This is a genomic window from Candidatus Methylomirabilota bacterium, assembly GCA_003104975.1.
In the GTDB taxonomy this organism is placed as follows: domain Bacteria; phylum Methylomirabilota; class Methylomirabilia; order Methylomirabilales; family Methylomirabilaceae; genus Methylomirabilis.
On the sequence record PQAM01000001.1, the window covers coordinates 37,751 to 56,134 of the forward strand.

Consider the following 18,384-nt stretch of genomic DNA (forward strand, 5'->3'; position numbering starts at 1 on the left):
CGACCTACACCGTTCGCGACCATGTCTCCTCGATCCGTTCGACAAGTCGTTGGAGCATCTGCTTGCTGACCGCCGATCCCTCCACAGTCAGCCACTCAATCTCGTGTTGGTGACGAAACCAGGTGAGTTGCCGTTTCCCATATCGCCGGGTATCGCGCTTGAGCGAGGCGACCGCATCGTCAAGGTTGATCTGCCCCTGCAGGTGCTCGATCATATGACGGTATCCGATGGCCCGTAGCGATCTGAGGGTCCCGTTGTAGCCCTGATCGAGTAGCCCCCGAACCTCACGCAACAATCCCTGCGCCATCATCGCCTCGACCCGCGCATCAATCCGTCGGTACAGTTCCTGACGATTCCGATCCAGGCCGTATTTCAGGATAGGCCCAGCGACGGGGCCGCCGTCGCGGCGTCCCTCCGCCCTGAGGGTCGAGATAGGGCGACCGCTTACAGCCGCCACCTCAAGCGCCCGCACGATTCGGGAAAGATCGTGAGGATGGATCGCTGCAGCCGCATCAGGATCGATGGTCTCAAGTCGTCGGTGCAGGATCGCAGACCCTGTTTCTGCCGCCTCGCGATACAGCAACTCCCGTAGGCGAGTTACCCCCCCTGGCCCATCGAACAATCCTTCAAGGAGTGCGCGTATGTACAGGCCGGTACCCCCTACCAGAATCGGAAGACGTCCGCGAGCGCGGATGTCGCCGACAGCGGCGGAGGCCAACCTCGCATATTCGGCCGCCGTGAAGGGCTGATCAGGTCGAACGACATCGAGCAGGTGATGGGGAATGCGATCTCGATCCTGAGCGGTCGGCTTTGCGGTCCCAATATCGAGGCCGCGATAGACCTGCATCGAGTCCGCGGCAACGATCTCGCCATCTGCTCGCTCTGCCAGGGCCAGCGCCAAAGCTGACTTCCCGGATGCGGTGGGACCCGCCAGTACAATAAGCGGCGCATGGCTCACGTGACGGTGGCCTCCTTCAACCAGTGGCAATCATTGCACATTACACTAAACCTCGAACGCAGCCAACCCCACCCCGACACCCGATACCCCACACCCTCATCACACGGTCACCGCGGCAGATCCAAGGCTTGCAGGATCTGAAGCGTCGCTTCAGCCTTGTTGAGCAGATAAAAGTGCAGGCCGGGGATTCCCGCATCAAGCAACTCGCGGCATTGCCGGATGGCGTACTGTACCCCCACGCTCACCTGCCCGGCAGGATCATCCCGGCAGCCATCCAACTCTGCAAGAAATGCTGCCGGGATCTTGGCCCCGCACATCGAGGTGATTCGCTGAATCTGACCCAGATTGATCACCGGAAGGATACCGGGAATCAGCGGGGCGGCAATCCCGGCTTCTCGATAACGACGACGAAAATCGAAGAAATCGCGATTATCATAAAAGAGCTGGGTAATGACGGCATCCGCGCCCGCATTCACCTTCCGCTTCAAATTCGCCAGATCGACCGCGGGACTCGGCGCCTCCTGATGCGTTTCGGGATAGCCCGCCACGGCCATACTGAAGTATGGGAACTCCTGTCGGATCAGGGCGACCAATTCGTTGGCGTATCCCAGCCCGCCTTCAGGCCTTGTGAACCCGACCTCCCCCTTTGGGGGATCCCCGCGCAGGGCAACGATATTCTCGACACTCCGGTCGGTTGCCTCCTTCAGCCACCGTCGAATCTCCTCAACCGTCGACCCGACACAGGTCCGGTGTGCGGCGGTCGTCACACCGCACCGCTCGCGAATCTTCACCGTGAGCTCCAGCGTTTGATCTCGTGTCGAACCTGCCGCCCCATAGGTACATGACACGAAGGAGGGACGATAGACCATCAGGGTGTTCAGGGCGGAAAACAACTGGACTTCCCCCGCCTCGGTCTTCGGGGGGAAGATCTCAAAGGAGAGGCCGAATCGACCGTGACCGTACAGATCGGCAATCTTCATCCGTACCACCGCCTGTCCATCTGCACACACCCGAAACAAATACAAAGGCCCTCGCCTCCATCCGCCCATCTGCGAGGGCCTGTTGCGCCTATGAATCTTCAGCGAACAGTGTGTCTTTCTGAATCTTACTGATCGCTGATCGCTGACGGCTAATGCGCCTCAGGTTTTTTGATCCAGGTCATCATGGAGCGCAGTTCCTTGCCGACCTTCTCGATCGGATGATCGGCATCCCGATTACGCATGGCCAGAAAGCTTGGCCGTCCGGCCTGGTTTTCGAGGATCCACTCGCGGGCGAATGCGCCGGTCTGAATCTCGTCCAGGATCTTCCGCATCTCGCCCTTGACCTGCTCATTAATCAGGCGAGGCCCACGACTGTAGTCACCGTATTCCGCCGTATCGCTGATCGAATAGCGCATATATGCGAGGCCGCCCTGATAGAACAGGTCGACGATCAGCTTGAGTTCATGCATGCATTCGAAGTAGGCCAACTCGGGCTGATAGCCGGCCTTCACCAGCGTCTCAAACCCGGCCTTCACCAGCGCCGAGGCCCCTCCGCACAGGACGGCCTGTTCACCAAACAGATCGGTCTCTGTCTCCTCGCGAAAGGTCGTCTCCAGCACGCCTGCCCGTGTGCACCCGATCCCCTTCGCATAGGCCAGGGCCGTTGCCTTTGCCCGCCCCGATACATCCTGATGAACAGCCAGCAGTGCCGGAACCCCGCCCCCTTCCGTAAAGACCTGACGGACGAGATGGCCCGGCGCCTTGGGCGCAATCATCGAGACATCGACGGTCGACGGCGGGACGATCTGGTGAAAGTGGATATTAAAACCGTGGGCGAACATCAGCGTCTTCCCAGGTGTGAGCGCCTTCCCGATCGATTCCTCGTAGACCTGCTTCTGCGTTTGATCAGGCAGCAGCATCATGATTACATCGGCGCTGTAAGCGGCCTCCTCACAGGTCGCGACCTTCAGCCCGGCCGCCTTAACCTTGTCCCACGACCGACTCCCCTGATACAGACCGACGATCACATCCAGGCCGCTCTCTTTGAAGTTCAGCGCATGGGCATGGCCCTGGCTGCCGTATCCCATGATGGCAATGGTCTTGCCCGTCAGCAGATTCAGATCAGCATCCTGATCGTAATACAGCTTGGCCATCACTCCTCCAATCCGTTATGCCTACTCGACGAGTCCGACTACCTTTTTGATCTCCGATCCCTTCACAATCTCTTCAACCTGTTTACCGGCCGTCTTGCTCCCCCGGGTCATCACCGTCATGCCGGTGCGTGCAAACTCCTGGATGCCATACGGCTTGAGCAGTTCGACAAAGGCGTTCAGCTTGTCTTCCGCGCCGGTCAACTCCAGCATATACGATAGGGGCGCGACATCCACGACCTTGGCCCGAAAGATGTCGGCAATCCGGAGTATCTCAGCCTTGGCCTCCGGTTTGGCCTTGACCTTTACGAGCACCAGCTCACGCTCGACGAACTCCTCACCGGTCAGGTCGGTAACACGAATCACATCGATGAGACGATTGAGCTGTTTCACCGCCTGCTCTACCACCGAGTCATCCCCTCTCACGACCAGGGTCATCCTGGAGATGGAGGGATCCATCGTCTCGCCGACGGTGAGACTGTCAATATTGTACCCTTTGGCGGCGATCAGCGCGGCGATGCGTGCCAGGACGCCTGCGTGGTTCTCGACCAGCAGGGTAATGATATGACGCGCCTTTGCCTCCTTCGACATCGTCTTGGCCCGTTCGCTCATCTGACCCCCTGAAACAGCTTCTCGGAAATCGGATCGCCATAGTCGATGATATCCTTGATGGCACCACCAGGCGGAATCATGGGGAAGCAGTTCTCTTCCCGGTCTGTGACCATGTCGACGAGGACCGGTCCCGGCATGGCAAAGGCCTGCTCCAGGACAGATTTGACCTCTTCCGGCCGCCTGGCACGTAGCCCGGTCACCCCATAGGCCTCCGCCAGCTTCACGAAATCGGGTTGTATCGCCAGATCCACTTGAGAATATCGGCGGCCATAAAACAGTTCCTGCCACTGCCGTACCATCCCGAGATAGCCGTTGTTGATGATCACCGTCTTGACCGGCAGATTGTTCTCAACGCACGTGACCAGATCCTGATTGGTCATCTGAAAGCTCCCATCGCCGTCGATGCAGATGACCAGATCGTCCGGGAAGGCCGCTTGAGCACCCATGGCCGCGGGGAATCCGTAGCCCATCGTCCCCAGCCCGCCGGAGGTCAGCCAACGGCGCGGCCGGTGACCCCGATAGCGCTGCGCCGCCCACATCTGGTGCTGGCCGACGCCCGTTGCGACGATCGGGTTCATGGCCTCGCTCACCTCATAGACCATGTCGATGGCATACTGCGGTTTGATCGTGTCGCGCATCGGACCGTATCGAAGCGGGTGTTTGGCCCTCCATTCCGCGAGTTCCGCGTACCACTCCTCAAGGTCGTGCGCCCACTGCCGCTCCACCCGGCTCACGGCTCGATTCAACTCGCCAAGCACCTGCTTGACATCACCGACAATCGGTACATCGACGTGCACCGTCTTCCTGATTGAGGTCGGATCGACGTCGATATGAATGATCTTGCACTGTTTGCCGAATTCGGATAGTCTCCCGGTCACCCGATCGCTGAACCGCGACCCGACGGCGATCATCAGGTCGCAGTCAACCATCGCCATATTGGACCAGTAGGGTCCGTGCATCCCCACCATCCCAAGCCAGCGCGGCTCGGAGGTGTCGAAGGCGCCCAGGCCCATCAACGTCGTGACCACCGGGATCTGGGTCATCGCCACCAGATCGCGGAGCTCATCGAACGCCTCCGAATGAATAATCCCGCCGCCGCCATAGATCAGCGGCCGCTTGGCGGCTTTCATCAATTCAACCGCCCGCTTGATCTGGCCGGCATGGCCCTGCGTGGTCGGCTTGTAGCCTCGGATGTGCAGTTCCCGCGGATGGCCGCGGTATTCGGCGCGTCCCGTAATCACGTTCTTTGGAAGATCGACCAGTACCGGCCCCGGGCGACCGGAACGGGCGATGTAATACGCCTCCTTCACGATTCTGGGGATATCCTCGGTCTTGAGGGCAAGGAAGTTGTGCTTGGTGCAACTCCGCGTTGTGCCAACCACATCCGCCTCCTGAAAGGCATCGCAACCCATCGCCGTCGTCGGTACCTGACCGGTAAAGACGACGATGGCCATGGAATCCAGCAAGGCGTCGGTCACGCCGGTGATGGTATTGCAGGCCCCGGGCCCTGAGGTGACCATCACTGTCCCGACCTTGCCGCTGGCCTTGTAATACCCTTCTGCGGCATGGGTCGCACCCTGCTCGTGACGACAGAGGATGTGCCGGATCTTGGACGCGACTGCAGGATCGGTCATCACGTCGTAGGTATGCAGAATCACGCCGCCCGGAATACCGAAGACGGTATCTACCCCCTCTTCGACCAGGCTCCTCAGCAAAATCTCCGATCCTGTCAGTTTCATGCTCGCCTCTCCTTACCCCCTACCCCCTTTTGCGCAATACATCGATAAGTTCGTAATTCTTTTAGCACATCCCCTTCTTCGCGTCAACGTTAATCTTCCCCTGATGGGGTACCTTCGATCTTCTGTCGGCGGCTGATCAGCCATTGCAGCAGACCACGCAACTCCTCGGAGCCCATACCGGCCGCCGCAAGCAGAAATACCGCACCGCAGATCACAAGCTCGACCGTCAGCACCGCGGCACGATGAAGCGATGATTCGATCGTCAGCGGGTCATACGCATAGCTCAGCGATAGGCCGATGACGGCCATCAAGCCGGCAGCCCCGGCGACCTTGGCCAGTGAGCGCAGGCGTAACCCATCGAGCCGCCCGAGACGCCGTTGCAGACAGACCAACAGCAGGCCCAGGTTCACGAAGGAGGACAGGGTGGTCGCCAGCGCGAGACCGGCCAGCCCCAGCGGCCGCATCAGCAGGAGCGATGCGACAATATTGGCCACCACGGCCGCCATCCCGATCTTGACCGGCGTCGCCGTATCCTGCAGCGAATAGAAGGCCGGGACGAGGATCCGGTTCGACACATAGGCCCCGAGACCGAAGGCGTAGAACAACAGAACATCAGCGGTGGCGAGGGTGACTGTTCGATCAAAGGCGCCCCGTTCGAAGAGGATCTGGATGATCTGCACCCTGAAGACCATCAGGCCGACCATCGACGGCAGCGTTACGAAGAGGACCAGACGGATGGCATAGGCGACCGTGGCGCCAACCTCTCTCAGGGACCGGTTGGCCGCCTGCCTCGCCATCGCGGGGAAGGCCGCTGTGGCAATCGCCACACCGAACAGACCGATTGGGAGCTGGATCAATCGGAAGGCATAGTACAGGATGGAGATCCCGCCCTCCCCCATCAACGACGCGAGCAGGGTGCCGATAAAGACATTGAGCTGCGTGACGGCCAAACCGGCGATCCCCGGCGTCATCAGCCGCGCGATCCGCCCGACCGCAGGATCGCCGACATCGAGACTCCACCGCACGCCCCGACTTCCGCTCAGAATCGCCGGGATCTGGATCAGAAGCTGGCCGACGCCGCCGATGAGGACGCCGATAGCCAGCGCGACGATCGGCGGGTCCATATGCGGTGTGAGAAATAGCGCACAGCCGATCATGGCGACGTTGAGCACGCTGGGCGAGAGCGCCGGGGTGGCGAAGTGGCCCTGCGAATTGAGGATCGCCATGAAGAGCGCCGCCACCCCGATCAACAGGATATACGGAAACATCACCCGGGTCAGATAGACGGCCAGATCGAGTTGTGAGGGGATCGCGTGAAAGCCGGGGGCGATGAGCCTGATCAACCAGGGCGCGAACACAATGCCGACACTGGAGACCGCCAGCAGCAGCAACGTCAGCATACTCAAGACGGTCCAGGCCAATCGCCAGGCGCCCTCACGCCCGCGCGTCCGGAACGATTCAGTGAAGACCGGGATAAATGCCGCCGAGAGGGCGCCCTCCCCCAGCAGTTCGCGTAACATATTGGGGAGACGGAAGGCGGCGAAAAAGGCATCGGTCGCGGTTCCGGCGCCGAAGGCCCTGGCAATGATCAGATCGCGGACAAAGCCGAGAATACGGCTCAACAGGGTGGCCGCGCTGACCACACCGGCCGCCCGCGCGATCTTTCCGCGGTGTTCGTGCTCCATCAGAAAATCCTTGACAAGTACGCGCCGCTGCTTTCTAATGAGCAGCGCGATCGATCACTCCGTAGACCGGATAGGGACGAGACACGACAGAGGAGAAAGAGACACATGCCAATTACGAAGTCGGCACAGAAACACATGCGGCAAAGCCAGAAGCGACGGTTGCGTAATCGTGCGGCCAAGAGCGCCTTGAAGACCGTCATCAAGAAGGTGCGGACGGAGATCGAGGGACAGGATCGGGATGCGGCCGGGAAGGCATTCGCGCAGGCGGTACCGTTCATTGACCGAGCCGCCAGCAAGGGGTTTATCCATAAGAACGCCGCGGCCCGCTATAAGTCACGGCTTGCCCGCCAACTCCACGCCCTCCCGCAACCGTCGTAGGCCTCACGCCAGGCAGAGATTCCAGACCAACCCGGTCATCACCGCGGGGGCTGCGGCCTTTCCGGTCTTGATGGCCAAGTCGGCCTCCGAGAGCGCGTGAAGCGCGCCCGAGAGCTGCGGCCAGGAACGCGAGGCGGCGTGCTCTGCCAGGGCCGCGACGACGCGGGGCGGCAGATTGAATCCCTGGGTCATCCTGCCGACGGTGGCCGACTGCTCGCGAAGCGATTTGGCGCGGATCAGCAGACGGATCTGCCGAGCGAGCATGCCGATAATGGCGAGGGGCTCTTCCCCGCTCTCCAAGAGACTGGTCAGACAACGGAGCGCCGGATCCAGATTTCGGCTCGACACGGCATCGGTCAGTTGAAAGATCGATCGTACACGGGTTTCCCCAACCAGCGCCGCAACCTCCGACTCACCGATCTCCTCGCGCTCCCCAACGAAGAGTATTAATCGCTCCAGGTTATAGATCAACTGACGAACATCGTCGCCCACCAGCGCCAGAAGCAGGCTGACGGCTTCAGGCTGCAGTCGTACCCCGCGCTCCCTGGCTGCCGCCGTCAGCGACTCCTTCAACGAATCCGCCTCCGGACGATCAAAGCGCAGCAGCACCCCTTTCTTCTGGAGGACCGCCGCCAAACGTGTCCTGAGATCCAGACGTTTCGCGACCAACACCAGACAGCTTGTCGGACAGGGCTCATTCAGATAGGCAAGCAGTTCCTCCTGCTGGTCCCGCGAAAGCCCCTCGACGTCTCGAATCAGAATCACCCGACGCGGCGCGAGAAACGGCAGCGTCCTGGCACTCCCCAGAATTGATCCGCTTCCTGTCTCTCCAGGACGGATCTGGTCGAGATTCAGGTCTCTCATGCCCTCCTGGAGCAGTGCGTCCAGGAGCTGGTTCAGCACCTGTTCCCGACGATAGTCCTCTTCTCCGTAGAGGCAGTAGACCGAGGCGATCTCTCCGTGACGAAAGTCGTGAGTCTTGCGCGGTGAGTGCCGGCTGCCGACCTTGGACCAGGCCATTACACCCCATCCAGCAGTCGACTGACGACCTGATCCGCAAGATCCGCGACCGCCCGAAGCGTCGCCTCATCCTGGGCGGTCTTGGTCTCTGCGAGGCCGGACCCGGTATAGTAATAGGCGATGCCCGTGACGCCGTCTCGAAGCAGCACCTTTTCGTCCGCCCGTTTCTTCAACGTAAAGGAGAAGAAGATGCTCATGCGAAGGCGCTTGGCCGTATCCACGGTGCCGAAGGCCAGCGGCTCTTCACCGAACCCTTCGATCGCCCCCTCCAGGACAGCGTCGGCGCCCTCCTCCACAATCCGCATCCGACCGTCGGCGGAAAGTCTCCGGGCCAACGCATCCCGAAGGGCCGGCTGAATCGTCGGACGGAAGGTCCGATTTTTGACCATCCCGATACTGATCGTCTTGACGGAGGGCTGAAGTGCGCTCATCTCTCCGGAACCGACCGGCCGATAGCCGCATCCGGCCAGTACCAGGAGTACCGCCACGTACACGATCGTCCTCATTGAATCCCCCCCGTGACGATATTGACCAGTTTCTTCGGCACGACCACCACCTTCCGCGTCGTTCGCTCGCTTAACCACCCCTTGACCCGCTCGTCCGCCAGGGCCGCCTCGCGCATCGCCGTCTCGTCCGCATCGGCAGGCATGACGAGTCGGCTGCGGACCTTCCCGTCGATCTGAATCACCACCACCATCTCCTCGGCGGTAATGACGGCAGGGTCGAAGAGCGGCCAGGATGTCTGAAAGATGCTGCCGCCGCGCCCGAGCCGCTCCCACAACTCCTCGCACAGGTGCGGCGCAAAGGGCGACAGCAACAGCAGAAGGGTCTCGACCGCATAGCTATAGGCGAAGCGCCGCTCTCCGATCTCCTCTGCCGGACCCTTCAGCTCAAAGCGGCTGATCTCGTTGGTCAGCTCCATGAGGGCGCTGATGGCAGTGTTAAAGTGAAACTCATCCTCGATATCCTCCGTCACCCGTTTGACGGTCTGCTGGGCCCTGCGGTACAGGGCGCGGCCCGCTATGAGGTCCTGAAACGGGATCGGCGGCACACGATCCTTCAGTAACGCCTCCTGCTCCTCAACGAGGCGGACGATCCGGCACAAAAATCGGAATGAGCCCTCGACGCCCTGATCGGACCATTCCAGGTCCTTTTCCGGCGGGGCGGCAAACAGGCAGAACAGCCGGGCGGTATCGGCCCCATACTGCGCCAGAAGATCTTCGGGGTCGATCACGTTCTTTTTAGACTTCGACATCTTCTCGGTTCGCCCGACCTGCACCGGACGACCGCACGCGCGGCAGCACCCTGAACCGTCCACCTCCCCGGGCAACCGAAAGCCGTGCTCGGCGCACCGGGAGGTCTCTTTACACACCATACCCTGCGTCAACAGTCGATGGAACGGCTCGTCCACCGTCATCAGGCCCAGGTCGCGGACGGCCTTGGTAAAAAAGCGCGCGTACAGCAGGTGGAGAACCGCATGTTCGATCCCACCGATATACTGGTCGACCGGCATCCAGTAGTTCACACGAGCAGCGTTCACCGGTCCATCCTCCGCCTCCGGGCTCGTGAATCGGAGAAAATACCAGGAGGAATCGACAAAGGTGTCCATGGTGTCGGTCTCCCGTCTGGCGGGACTGCCGCACTGCGGACATGGGACATTGACAAACTCGGCGACCTTCTGCAGCGGCGAGCCCCCCTTCATCGTGATCTCGACGTTCTGAGGCAGAACAACCGGCAGATCCTCATACGGCACCGGTACGGTTCCGCACCCATCGCAGTAGATGATCGGGATCGGATTGCCCCAATAGCGCTGTCGCGAGATCCCCCAGTCGCGGAGCCGGTAGTTCACCGTCCGCCGCCCGATCCCCTCCCGTTCCAGAAAATCGGCAATCGCCTCGCGCGCCTGTCGGCTGTCCATACCGGTAAATGGGCCGGAGTTGGTCAGAACACCCTCACCCTCATACGCCTGCTCCAGGCTGCGCTCATCCAACAGGGTATCGGTGGGTGTGACCGCCAGGCGGATCGGCAGGCCATACTTCCGAGCGAACTCAAAGTCGCGCTGATCATTGCTGGGTACCGCCATGATGGCGCCGGTTCCATACTCCGGCAGGACAAAGTTACCGATCCAGATCGGGATCCGCTCGTGTGTGAGCGGATTGACGGCATAGGCGCCGGTGAATACCCCTTCTTTTGCCGTGTCGGCCGCGACCCGCTTGATCCGGTCTTCCAGTTTCATCCGCTCAATGAACGCCCGGACCGGCTGCTCCTGCGAGGTGCCCTGTGTGAGATCGAGGACACGCGGGTGCTCCGGGGCGAGCACCATCAAGGTCGCTCCAAAGAGCGTATCCTGTCGCGTCGTAAAGATGGTGAGCGCCTCTCCCCGGTCGACCAGCGGAAAGCGCACCTCGGCCCCGACGCTCTTGCCGATCCAGTTGCGCTGCATCACCTTGACCGGATCAGGCCATCCGACAAGGTGATCTAAACCGCTCAGCAGCTCTTCAGCGTAGGCGGTAATCCGGAAGAACCACCCGGGCAGTTCCTTTTGTACGACAGGGGACCCGTCCCGCCAGCAGAGCCCCCCTTCCACCTGCTCGTTGGCCAGGACCGTCTGGCAGAGTTCGCACCAATTGACGGCGGTCGATTTCTTATACGCCAGTCCCTTTTCATACAGCTTCAGGAACAGCCACTGCCCCCATGTGTAGTAGCTCGGATCGCTGCACGCGACCTCGCGCCGCCAATCGTAGGAAAACCCCATCCGTTTAAGCTGGGCGCGCATGTAGGCGATGTTGTCGTTGGTCCATTTCGCGGGATGCGTACGATGTTCGATGGCGGCGTTCTCCGCCGGCAGACCGAACGAGTCCCACCCCATCGGGTGCAAGACGTTATACCCGCGCATCCTGAGGAATCGGGCCAGCACGTCGCCGATGGCGTAGTTGCGCACGTGGCCCATATGGATCCGACCGGACGGATAGGGGTACATCTCGAGGAGGTAGAACTTACGCTGCGGCGCCTCTTCGTTCGCCGCGAAGGCGCCGCTCTCCTCCCATGTTCGCTGCCACTTCGCTTCGATCGTCTTAAAGTCGTAACCCCGCGCCATTGACCGCTCCTGAACGATGATTGCTCAGACCGGCTGGAAACGTAGCATAGGCGTCAGGATTGCGCAAGCGCGAAGCGGGTTCGTGAACAACAACACGATGGCGTGCGGGCAGAAGGACTGCGATGAGTGCGGAAGATGAGCGGGTTGAGGCGGACACGGCGGAACGATCCGACACGCTGAGCGCCTGCCGGTCAAGCTTCGCGATGTGGCCTTCGGTACTCAGGCTGGTGGTGAGTGTGGACCGCCATGCCCCGGCAGCGAAACGACCCCCAACTGCTGCATGACGAAGCCCAGGAAGTTGTGCTGCGCCCAGCGCTCCACGATCTTTCCGTTTTCGATCCGGTAGATGACAATCCCCGTCATCTCGACCTTCTTTCCGGTCGGCTTGATCCCCTTGAACTCGCCGGTCTGCGTTCCGGTTCCGCTCACCCGTATGACGACCCGGTCACCCTCGGCGATCAGATCGTGAATGACGTGCGTTCCGTCTGGGTAGGCGCTCGCAAACACCTTGAACGACTGCTTGATGCCTTCCAGGCCCGGCTTCAGATCGGGGATCGGGGGCGGATCGTGATCGATCAGATTCTCGGAGAAGAACTCATCCAGCGACGAGAAGTTCTGCTTATCGGTCTCTTCGTAGAGGCGACGCACCAAACGCTTGTTGTCTTCGATCGACATCTCGCACCCCTTAGATGGCCGCTACCTTCGCGGGACTGACGACGAAGCCTGATTGAAGATCAACCCCGTGATTCGGTACGATACATTTAACGCGAGAAACTCTTGCCAAGTCAAGAAAAATCAATCGGGCATGGCGCAGCAGTTCCTCACGTCGCACGGCCGCTCTCTCATCGGCATTGCCGTTCGCGAAGGGCAACATGCGCCTGCATGACCGCGCGGTCCGCCCGCGAAATAGCCGTCTGAGGCGCCATCATCACCTCAGCCTTCCCCTCCTCGTCAGCGGCCGTCCTCAACGCATGCCGCGCCGGAATACCCGCCTCGACAAACTCCACATCACCCAGCCGGTAGCGCATACCCGACGCCGCATTCAGTCGCTCGACTTCATCGGCGGCTTTTCTATAGATGGCCTTCCGCGCCTGTTCCTTGACCGATTCAACCTCCATCGTAGAAGGTGTCCAGTCGATCGTTACGTGAATATTCATGCCGGGCCTCGACAACCTTCGACCCTTGTCGTGAAGTCCAGGCAATTCACGCTCGGCGGCCCGAATGTCGGCCTGTATCTGCCAGCGTTCCAGGCCCGCCGCGTCGCGACTCAAGACCGCCGATGTAATCCGCCATACGCCTTCGGGTGCGCCGCTTTCCGGCACCAGCCTCCTCAGCAGCGACAGCACCTCCACGCGAACCGCCTCAGCCTTCGTCGGATCAGCCGCCACCTGCACCGTTGCGGAAACTTTTGCAGTGTGCGTCGCAACCCAATACTCCTCCACAAGACGAAGTCGGACCTCGTGATCCCGGCACGGATCGGGAAATTCAGCCGCCCAACCTACGTTCCAGATTCCCGTCACAAGACACACGACCGCCATCGTAAACGGCAATTGTCTGATACGACGCATCCGCTTCCCCCTTCGCTCTGTTCCGGTCCCGGATCGGACTTTCTCACAACCGCAAAATGACCAAGGGATCTCGCTCACATCCCTCCGCCCGTTTCTCAGCCTTCCAAGAATCCGTTCCAGGAAGCGTTCGAACGCGACGTGGCAGAAAATAAAGATTACCAGTGAATGGACACCTGACTCAAAAGCAGACTTAGCCCCTTTTTCTTTTTGCCGAATCGACGCAGCCAGTGGTAGTCACACGCTCATTTTGCCATTTTTGTCACGATTCACGAGGGCTGGTAACCGTCACAGTATAGGTACCATCAGACTGACGCTTGTTAAGCCGCCACACCGTTATATCAATTTCACTCCATTCTTGGGAGGCGGCCAATAGTACAAGAGCTAGCTGGATCGCTTGGTTACGCGACAACTTGATGCCAACAGTTTGAAGTTCTTCGACGGGTTTGTTCTGTGATTTTCCGTCTTCGATAGGGTAAACGCGTTGACACCTGATATTGCCATCGATCTTGATGCTTGAAGCATACCGGCGTTTTTTCAAGACCTTTGACATATCTCCCCTCCCTCAATGTGAGACTTAGCCGCAAGAGACGCCTCCGGGGTAGAAGGTGGCCGGACTTACCCTAAATCGCTTACTCAATCGCTCGATGTGCTCCCGCGTGAGCCTTCGCTTCCCTCTGAGGATTTGCGACACGACGGACTGGCCCCCGAGCTCCTTCGCGAGATCGTATTGACTGAGCTCGTGTTGTCCCATGAGGAACCCAAGCACCTCTTCAGGGGTTGCCGGACCAATGAGGAATACCTTTTTTCATACTGCTCGATGATGGGAATGACGGCGCGCAGGTACTGACCGACGGCCGTACGGTTGTCGGCATCCAGGCTTCCGGATTCCCGCATCAGGATGCGGGCCGCATCGCTGTAGCCCCGGTGCACCTTCCTGCTCTTGATGGGTTGGGGCGGCAGATGGAGATAGAGCCACCGGAGCAGCTCGTTGTCGATCGGCGACTCCCGTGGTTAAAGCTTCTTTTCGAGTGTTGCAGCAGTCAAGGGCAACTCCACGCACACTTGTACCTGCCGTCGGTCGCCTGTCAGGACACAGCGAGTAGCTGCGGAGCGTTAGGCCGCGTCCGAAGCGTGCTCCGGTGTCCTCGCCGGACGGGAGACGACGGGACGATCGCTGGCAGCTTCCCACTCCTTCAACATATCGAAAAGGCGGTCCAGGTCGCCGCCAGCTTGAGCCAAGAGATCGGCTCTCACACGACGGACTTCCTCTACGATAGGATCTTGGTGCACTGGTCTATCCCCCCATCAGCTCTTCGGGTGTACAGAGAATCGGCGCTGCGTACCCGAGCAGACGACACGCTCGCACGATGCGGGACCGACTCTCCGCATTCGCGATGTGGCGACAATTCCACGTCAAAAGATAGTCTATCCCATGCACGGTCGCGACCGCAATGTGGGCTCCGGGTTGGTTATTTCGTCTGCCGGCGGAGTTCGCGGTCGATGATTCTCTGAAATGCCTCCAATGGGAGGGCGCCAACGACGAGCCGCCCATTGATAAAGAAGGTCGGGGTTCCGGTAATGCCGAGGCGTGTTCCTTCCTGTACATCAGCCTGGACCGCTGCGGCATGTTTTCCACTATCCAGACAGGCGGCAAAGCTATTGTTGTCGAGCTTTAACTGCTCAGCAAATCGCTTGAAGTCCTCAATTGTCGTCTGCGCCTGCGACTCAAACAATTTGTCGTGATACTCCCAGAACTTCCCCTGCTCGCCGGCACAGCGGGCGGCCTCAGCCGCTTTTGCGGCCTTCGGATGAAGGTTCGCGATCGGGAAGTCGCGATAGGCTAACCGCACCTGTTTGGGATAAAGCCGGACGACCTCCTTCAGCGTGGCGACGACCCGACTGCAATACGGACAATGAAAATCGGAGAACTCGATAACGGTCACCGGCGCATCCTTGGGACCTAAAGTAAACGCCCCCTCCGCGCTGACGGCAACCCGGGTCGGCTCCGGCTCTTCCAGCAAGCGTTCGACCTTTGTACGTTGTTTCAAACCGGCCAGAAAGGCGCGGCGACTCTCCTGCTCCTTCTGATTTTGCAGATACTCTCGGACCCTGGGACGAAGCTGGGCTTCCTCGCCCTGTAAGCGCGCCCTGTTCTGTGTGATAAATGCGGTGACTGCGCCATCGCCGATTTCTGGAACCTTTGATGCAACCTCTGCCTCCAAGAGTTCGTCTACTGTGATCCCCCGTCGTTTGGCCTCGAGCGTAAGAAGACGTTCTTCGATCAGTTCCTCCAGCTTTGCCTCCATGAGCTGGAATTTCTGATCTTCTAACTTGGCAAGCTGCGGGGCCAGCGCCCGCTTCAGCTCTTCCAGCGTAACCGTCTGATCACCCATCTTCGCCACCACTCCAGGCTCCACCGGTTTGGCCGCCGGCTCCACGCCGAATGCCGGCTGCTGCCACAGCACCGCCCCCACGAGGAACGCTGTACCAACGGCGGTGGCCCAACGTTCAAATCTCCTCATTCTCAGCAACGGCATGATTGGCTCCTTGTCATGAGTTAGAAAATCCTCCGCCCGAGTCATTGCGAGAGAGCGCAGCGATTGAAGCAATCCCACCGTTCTTCGCACTCAGGTACAGCGAGATTGCCACGCGCCCTCCGGTCGCTCGCAATGACGAACCGGTGACGCGCCCGATTTTACAACAGACTGTCGTGCCCATCGGCGTACTGACGGCGTTAGGCCTGGACCAGAAAGTTCCGCATCATATCCAGGTCTTCATGTTCGAGGTTGTGGCAGTGGTACAGAAATAGACCGGTATATTTGTCGAAACGCTTTAAGATGGTAATCTTTTCACCAGGCATCACCAGTACCGTATCTTTCCAGCCATCATCGACAAACCCTTGGCTGACCGACGCATACCGTTGCTCAGACCCTGGCGCCATCTCCCGCTTGAGTACCTGGAACGTCTGTCCATGGATGTGCATCGGATGGGCCATCATCATCGTGCGTGACCGGCGGTCTCGATTGACGAATTCCAACACCTGCAAGGTGTTCAACGGGATGATCTCCTCGTCGACGACCCCTGTCAGTTCGAATGAGCGGCCGTTGATCCGCGGCGACATCCCCCGCATGGACAGGTGGATCGATCGGGGCTTTTTCGCATTAGCCGCATCCTGCAGTCGGTAGCGTTGAATCGTGGAGAGGCTGCGCGGGAGGCTGAGCTGATCCTGCTCTTCCCGCGTGATACGAACCGTCAAAATGGGGTAGTCGGACCCATTGGGCAGTGTTGTGCCCATCATACCCATCATCCCGCCTCGCATGCCTCGTCCCATCCCCATCCTTCCACCCTCCCGACCTCCCATCATACCGCCACCCATGCCCATCATGGGCATGACGCCGGAGAAGGGAGCACTGCGCAGCACAATCTCGTCGCCCACCTTTCGACCGCGGAAATCCGCCCAGAGATCCACCCGTTCGCCTGGAGCGAGCATCACATAGTTGCGGACGACCGGACTCTCCAGCAGTCCCCCATCGGTCCCGATGACCGTAAGCGGGCGTCCATCGCCCCACACCAGCTTGTAGATGCGCGAGTTCGACCCGTTATAGATCCGAAGCCGATACGCACGGGTCGCGAGAGGAAGCACAACGTCCGGTTTCCCATTGACCAATAGTCGATCACCCAAAAACCCCATCCATCGATCATGCATGTGCCCAACGTAGCGGAACTGGTTACGGTCATCGAAACTCCGGTCCTGGATCACCAGTGGAATATCGTAGTCACCGCGCGGCAGCTCCAATGACTCCTCCTCGGCGTCCGTCACGAGGATCAGGCCGGCCATACCGTAGTAGACCTGTTCGGCCGTTCGTTTGTCGGTATGGGGATGGAACCAATAGGAACCGGCGCGATCAAGAACGGTATATTCGTAGACAGAGGTCTGGCCGCTCCGTATCTGGTGCCGTGGGTGGCCGTCGGCCTCTTCAGGTACCAGCAGGCCGTGCTGATGGATCACGCAGTCTTCCGATAGTTTGTTCCGGAAGCGAATACGGACCCTTTGTCCCTGACGTAATCGTAATATAGGACCGAGGTAACTCCCCGGAATCTCCTCGACCGTACCCGCCGGCCCCTTGATCAGTTCACCAACAAATCTCCAGACCTTCGTCGGCCGATCCGACGAAAGAACCGGGAGTTCCGTTGTCAGGGCGGTGATCCCAATCTCGACGTCCGGATCCGTTTGAGCTTGACGGTCCTGAGCGCCCTGCTCGACAGCCGCAAAGGCCCACTCAGGGACCACACTCGCCGCCACTGCGCCGAGGCCAAGGCACTGTAAGAGCCTTCTTCGAGAGAGATCAGTTGTCTCGCTCATGAGACGCACACCTCCTGATCCATAAGTTCCGTACGCCGAGGCCATGACGTACGATCTAACAATCGGTCCTGACTATCTCGAAACGGTTCGTAACCGACATTCAGCAAACACAGTCCATGGGGAGAGATCGTCTTTGATGCATGATTACGATCTCGTCCTTCATGTATCGCCTTAAAGTCACACAGTCGTAGTTTTCCTCGTCCAACATCCAGCAGGGTTCCCATGATGATTCGGATCATATGGCGAAGAAATCCATCTGCGACAATATCAAAGTATACGTGATCCCCCTGCCGTGTAAACTCGGCCGCCAAGATGGTGCGTACCGGTGATTCCGCAGATCCATGTGCGGCTTGAAACGCGCTGAAATCATGGGTACCGATCAGACCCCGGGCAGCCTGAGCCATGTCGTCGACTTCTACAGGGTATGGGACAAAGAGGCTGTATCGCCGCTCGAGCGCAGAGGGATATCGCCGCGTCAGAAGGGTGTACCGATAGCGCTTCCATTGTGCCCGCCGCTGGGCGTGAAAGTCGTCCGCCATCGTCTCTACCCGCGTCACCACAATGTCGGATGGTAAGACGCTGGTCAACGCTCGACGGAGGGTATCCGGTGGATGGTGAAACTCAGCGCGAAGGCTGGCTACCTGACCAAGGGCGTGCACGCCGGCATCGGTGCGGCCCGCGCCCATCAGGTCGATCCTGGTCCCGCAGATCCGCGCCAGAGCCTCTTGTAGGGTTCCCTGGACGGTTGGCACACCCGGTTGGACCTGCCAGCCATGATAGTCGGTCCCCTCGTATTCGATGGTCAGTTTATACGTCGTCATCTTGATCCGAAA

Annotated in this window: 18 protein-coding genes; 1 reads left to right on the forward strand and 17 read right to left on the reverse strand. The window is 59.8% G+C overall.

Annotation, left to right across the window (positions count from 1 at the left end; translation table 11 throughout):
* Positions 1-4 precede the first annotated feature (4 nt).
* The 6 genes from C3F12_00230 to mviN form a co-directional block, all read right to left on the reverse strand.
* On the reverse strand, positions 5-958 hold the full coding sequence (locus C3F12_00230; GenBank protein PWB48962.1) for a tRNA (adenosine(37)-N6)-dimethylallyltransferase MiaA: 954 nt from the start codon (positions 956-958) through the stop codon (positions 5-7).
* A gap of 107 nt (positions 959-1,065) precedes the next feature.
* Entirely contained in the window at positions 1,066-1,938 is an 873-nt protein-coding gene (gene metF, locus C3F12_00235; protein ID PWB49029.1) for a methylenetetrahydrofolate reductase [NAD(P)H], read from the reverse strand.
* A 149-nt stretch (positions 1,939-2,087) separates the two neighbouring features.
* A complete protein-coding gene (locus tag C3F12_00240; GenBank protein ID PWB48963.1) occupies positions 2,088-3,092 on the reverse strand; it encodes a ketol-acid reductoisomerase in 1,005 nt (334 codons plus the stop codon).
* A gap of 21 nt (positions 3,093-3,113) precedes the next feature.
* Positions 3,114-3,701 carry an acetolactate synthase small subunit gene (locus C3F12_00245; GenBank protein PWB48964.1) on the reverse strand — a complete coding sequence of 196 codons (588 nt, stop codon included), beginning with the start codon at positions 3,699-3,701 and terminating at the stop codon, positions 3,114-3,116.
* Positions 3,698-5,440: an acetolactate synthase, large subunit, biosynthetic type gene (ilvB, locus tag C3F12_00250; GenBank protein PWB48965.1), complete on the reverse strand. Its 1,743-nt coding sequence runs from the start codon at positions 5,438-5,440 to the stop codon at positions 3,698-3,700. The genes C3F12_00245 and ilvB overlap by 4 nt, the downstream gene beginning before the upstream one ends.
* Before the next feature lie 89 nt (positions 5,441-5,529).
* The gene (gene mviN / locus C3F12_00255) at positions 5,530-7,125 is read right to left on the reverse strand and encodes a murein biosynthesis integral membrane protein MurJ (protein ID PWB48966.1); all 1,596 of its coding nucleotides are present in this window, start codon (positions 7,123-7,125) and stop codon (positions 5,530-5,532) included.
* A gap of 105 nt (positions 7,126-7,230) precedes the next feature.
* On the opposite strand from mviN, the gene rpsT reads away from it, so the two are divergent.
* Entirely contained in the window at positions 7,231-7,503 is a 273-nt protein-coding gene (rpsT, locus tag C3F12_00260; GenBank protein ID PWB48967.1) for a 30S ribosomal protein S20, read from the forward strand.
* A gap of 3 nt (positions 7,504-7,506) precedes the next feature.
* On the opposite strand, the gene holA is transcribed toward rpsT, so the two are convergent.
* The 11 genes from holA to C3F12_00315 all read right to left on the reverse strand — a co-directional run bounded on the left by holA (position 7,507) and on the right by C3F12_00315 (position 18,372).
* Positions 7,507-8,523: a DNA polymerase III subunit delta gene (holA, locus tag C3F12_00265; GenBank protein PWB48968.1), complete on the reverse strand. Its 1,017-nt coding sequence runs from the start codon at positions 8,521-8,523 to the stop codon at positions 7,507-7,509.
* On the reverse strand, positions 8,523-9,029 hold the full coding sequence (locus C3F12_00270; protein ID PWB48969.1) for a hypothetical protein: 507 nt from the start codon (positions 9,027-9,029) through the stop codon (positions 8,523-8,525). Before C3F12_00270 ends, holA begins: the two co-directional genes overlap by 1 nt.
* Positions 9,026-11,620, reverse strand: a complete 2,595-nt coding sequence (locus tag C3F12_00275) for a leucine--tRNA ligase (GenBank protein ID PWB48970.1) — start codon at positions 11,618-11,620, stop codon at positions 9,026-9,028. The genes C3F12_00270 and C3F12_00275 overlap by 4 nt, the downstream gene beginning before the upstream one ends.
* 219 nt (positions 11,621-11,839) lie before the next feature.
* Entirely contained in the window at positions 11,840-12,295 is a 456-nt protein-coding gene (locus C3F12_00280; GenBank protein PWB48971.1) for an ester cyclase, read from the reverse strand.
* Between the two features lie 167 nt (positions 12,296-12,462).
* Positions 12,463-13,188 (reverse strand): hypothetical protein, encoded by a 726-nt coding sequence (locus tag C3F12_00285; GenBank protein ID PWB48972.1) that lies wholly within the window; start codon positions 13,186-13,188, stop codon positions 12,463-12,465.
* A gap of 259 nt (positions 13,189-13,447) precedes the next feature.
* Positions 13,448-13,738: a hypothetical protein gene (locus tag C3F12_00290; protein PWB48973.1), complete on the reverse strand. Its 291-nt coding sequence runs from the start codon at positions 13,736-13,738 to the stop codon at positions 13,448-13,450.
* Positions 13,739-13,762: 24 nt separating this feature from the next.
* Positions 13,763-13,939 carry a hypothetical protein gene (locus tag C3F12_00295; protein PWB48974.1) on the reverse strand — a complete coding sequence of 59 codons (177 nt, stop codon included), beginning with the start codon at positions 13,937-13,939 and terminating at the stop codon, positions 13,763-13,765.
* 543 nt (positions 13,940-14,482) lie between these two features.
* Positions 14,483-14,725, reverse strand: coding sequence for a hypothetical protein (locus C3F12_00300; GenBank protein PWB48975.1), 243 nt, complete (start codon positions 14,723-14,725; stop codon positions 14,483-14,485).
* On the reverse strand, positions 14,658-15,770 hold the full coding sequence (locus C3F12_00305) for a hypothetical protein (GenBank protein ID PWB48976.1): 1,113 nt from the start codon (positions 15,768-15,770) through the stop codon (positions 14,658-14,660). Before C3F12_00305 ends, C3F12_00300 begins: the two co-directional genes overlap by 68 nt.
* Positions 15,771-15,922: 152 nt before the next feature.
* Complete coding sequence (locus C3F12_00310) at positions 15,923-17,551, reverse strand: bilirubin oxidase (protein PWB48977.1); 1,629 nt, start codon at positions 17,549-17,551, stop codon at positions 15,923-15,925.
* On the reverse strand, positions 17,548-18,372 hold the full coding sequence (locus C3F12_00315) for a tRNA pseudouridine(38-40) synthase TruA (protein ID PWB48978.1): 825 nt from the start codon (positions 18,370-18,372) through the stop codon (positions 17,548-17,550). The genes C3F12_00310 and C3F12_00315 overlap by 4 nt, the downstream gene beginning before the upstream one ends.
* Between the last annotated feature and the right edge of the window lie 12 nt (positions 18,373-18,384).

Excerpts from the sequence above, each read along its gene's own strand:
- metF (PWB49029.1), bottom strand. The coding sequence starts at position 1,938 with ATGAAGATTGCCGATCTGTACGGTCACGGTCGATTCGGCCTCTCCTTT.
- C3F12_00240 (PWB48963.1), bottom strand. The coding sequence starts at position 3,092 with ATGGCCAAGCTGTATTACGATCAGGATGCTGATCTGAATCTGCTGACG.
- C3F12_00245 (PWB48964.1), bottom strand. The coding sequence starts at position 3,701 with ATGAGCGAACGGGCCAAGACGATGTCGAAGGAGGCAAAGGCGCGTCAT.
- ilvB (PWB48965.1), bottom strand. The coding sequence starts at position 5,440 with ATGAAACTGACAGGATCGGAGATTTTGCTGAGGAGCCTGGTCGAAGAG.
- mviN (PWB48966.1), bottom strand. The coding sequence starts at position 7,125 with ATGGAGCACGAACACCGCGGAAAGATCGCGCGGGCGGCCGGTGTGGTC.
- rpsT (PWB48967.1), top strand. The coding sequence starts at position 7,231 with ATGCCAATTACGAAGTCGGCACAGAAACACATGCGGCAAAGCCAGAAG.
- holA (PWB48968.1), bottom strand. The coding sequence starts at position 8,523 with ATGGCCTGGTCCAAGGTCGGCAGCCGGCACTCACCGCGCAAGACTCAC.
- C3F12_00270 (PWB48969.1), bottom strand. The coding sequence starts at position 9,029 with ATGAGGACGATCGTGTACGTGGCGGTACTCCTGGTACTGGCCGGATGC.
- C3F12_00275 (PWB48970.1), bottom strand. The coding sequence starts at position 11,620 with ATGGCGCGGGGTTACGACTTTAAGACGATCGAAGCGAAGTGGCAGCGA.
- C3F12_00280 (PWB48971.1), bottom strand. The coding sequence starts at position 12,295 with ATGTCGATCGAAGACAACAAGCGTTTGGTGCGTCGCCTCTACGAAGAG.
- C3F12_00285 (PWB48972.1), bottom strand. The coding sequence starts at position 13,188 with ATGCGTCGTATCAGACAATTGCCGTTTACGATGGCGGTCGTGTGTCTT.
- C3F12_00290 (PWB48973.1), bottom strand. The coding sequence starts at position 13,738 with ATGTCAAAGGTCTTGAAAAAACGCCGGTATGCTTCAAGCATCAAGATC.
- C3F12_00295 (PWB48974.1), bottom strand. The coding sequence starts at position 13,939 with ATGGGACAACACGAGCTCAGTCAATACGATCTCGCGAAGGAGCTCGGG.
- C3F12_00305 (PWB48976.1), bottom strand. The coding sequence starts at position 15,770 with ATGACTCGGGCGGAGGATTTTCTAACTCATGACAAGGAGCCAATCATG.
- C3F12_00310 (PWB48977.1), bottom strand. The coding sequence starts at position 17,551 with ATGAGCGAGACAACTGATCTCTCTCGAAGAAGGCTCTTACAGTGCCTT.
- C3F12_00315 (PWB48978.1), bottom strand. The coding sequence starts at position 18,372 with ATGACGACGTATAAACTGACCATCGAATACGAGGGGACCGACTATCAT.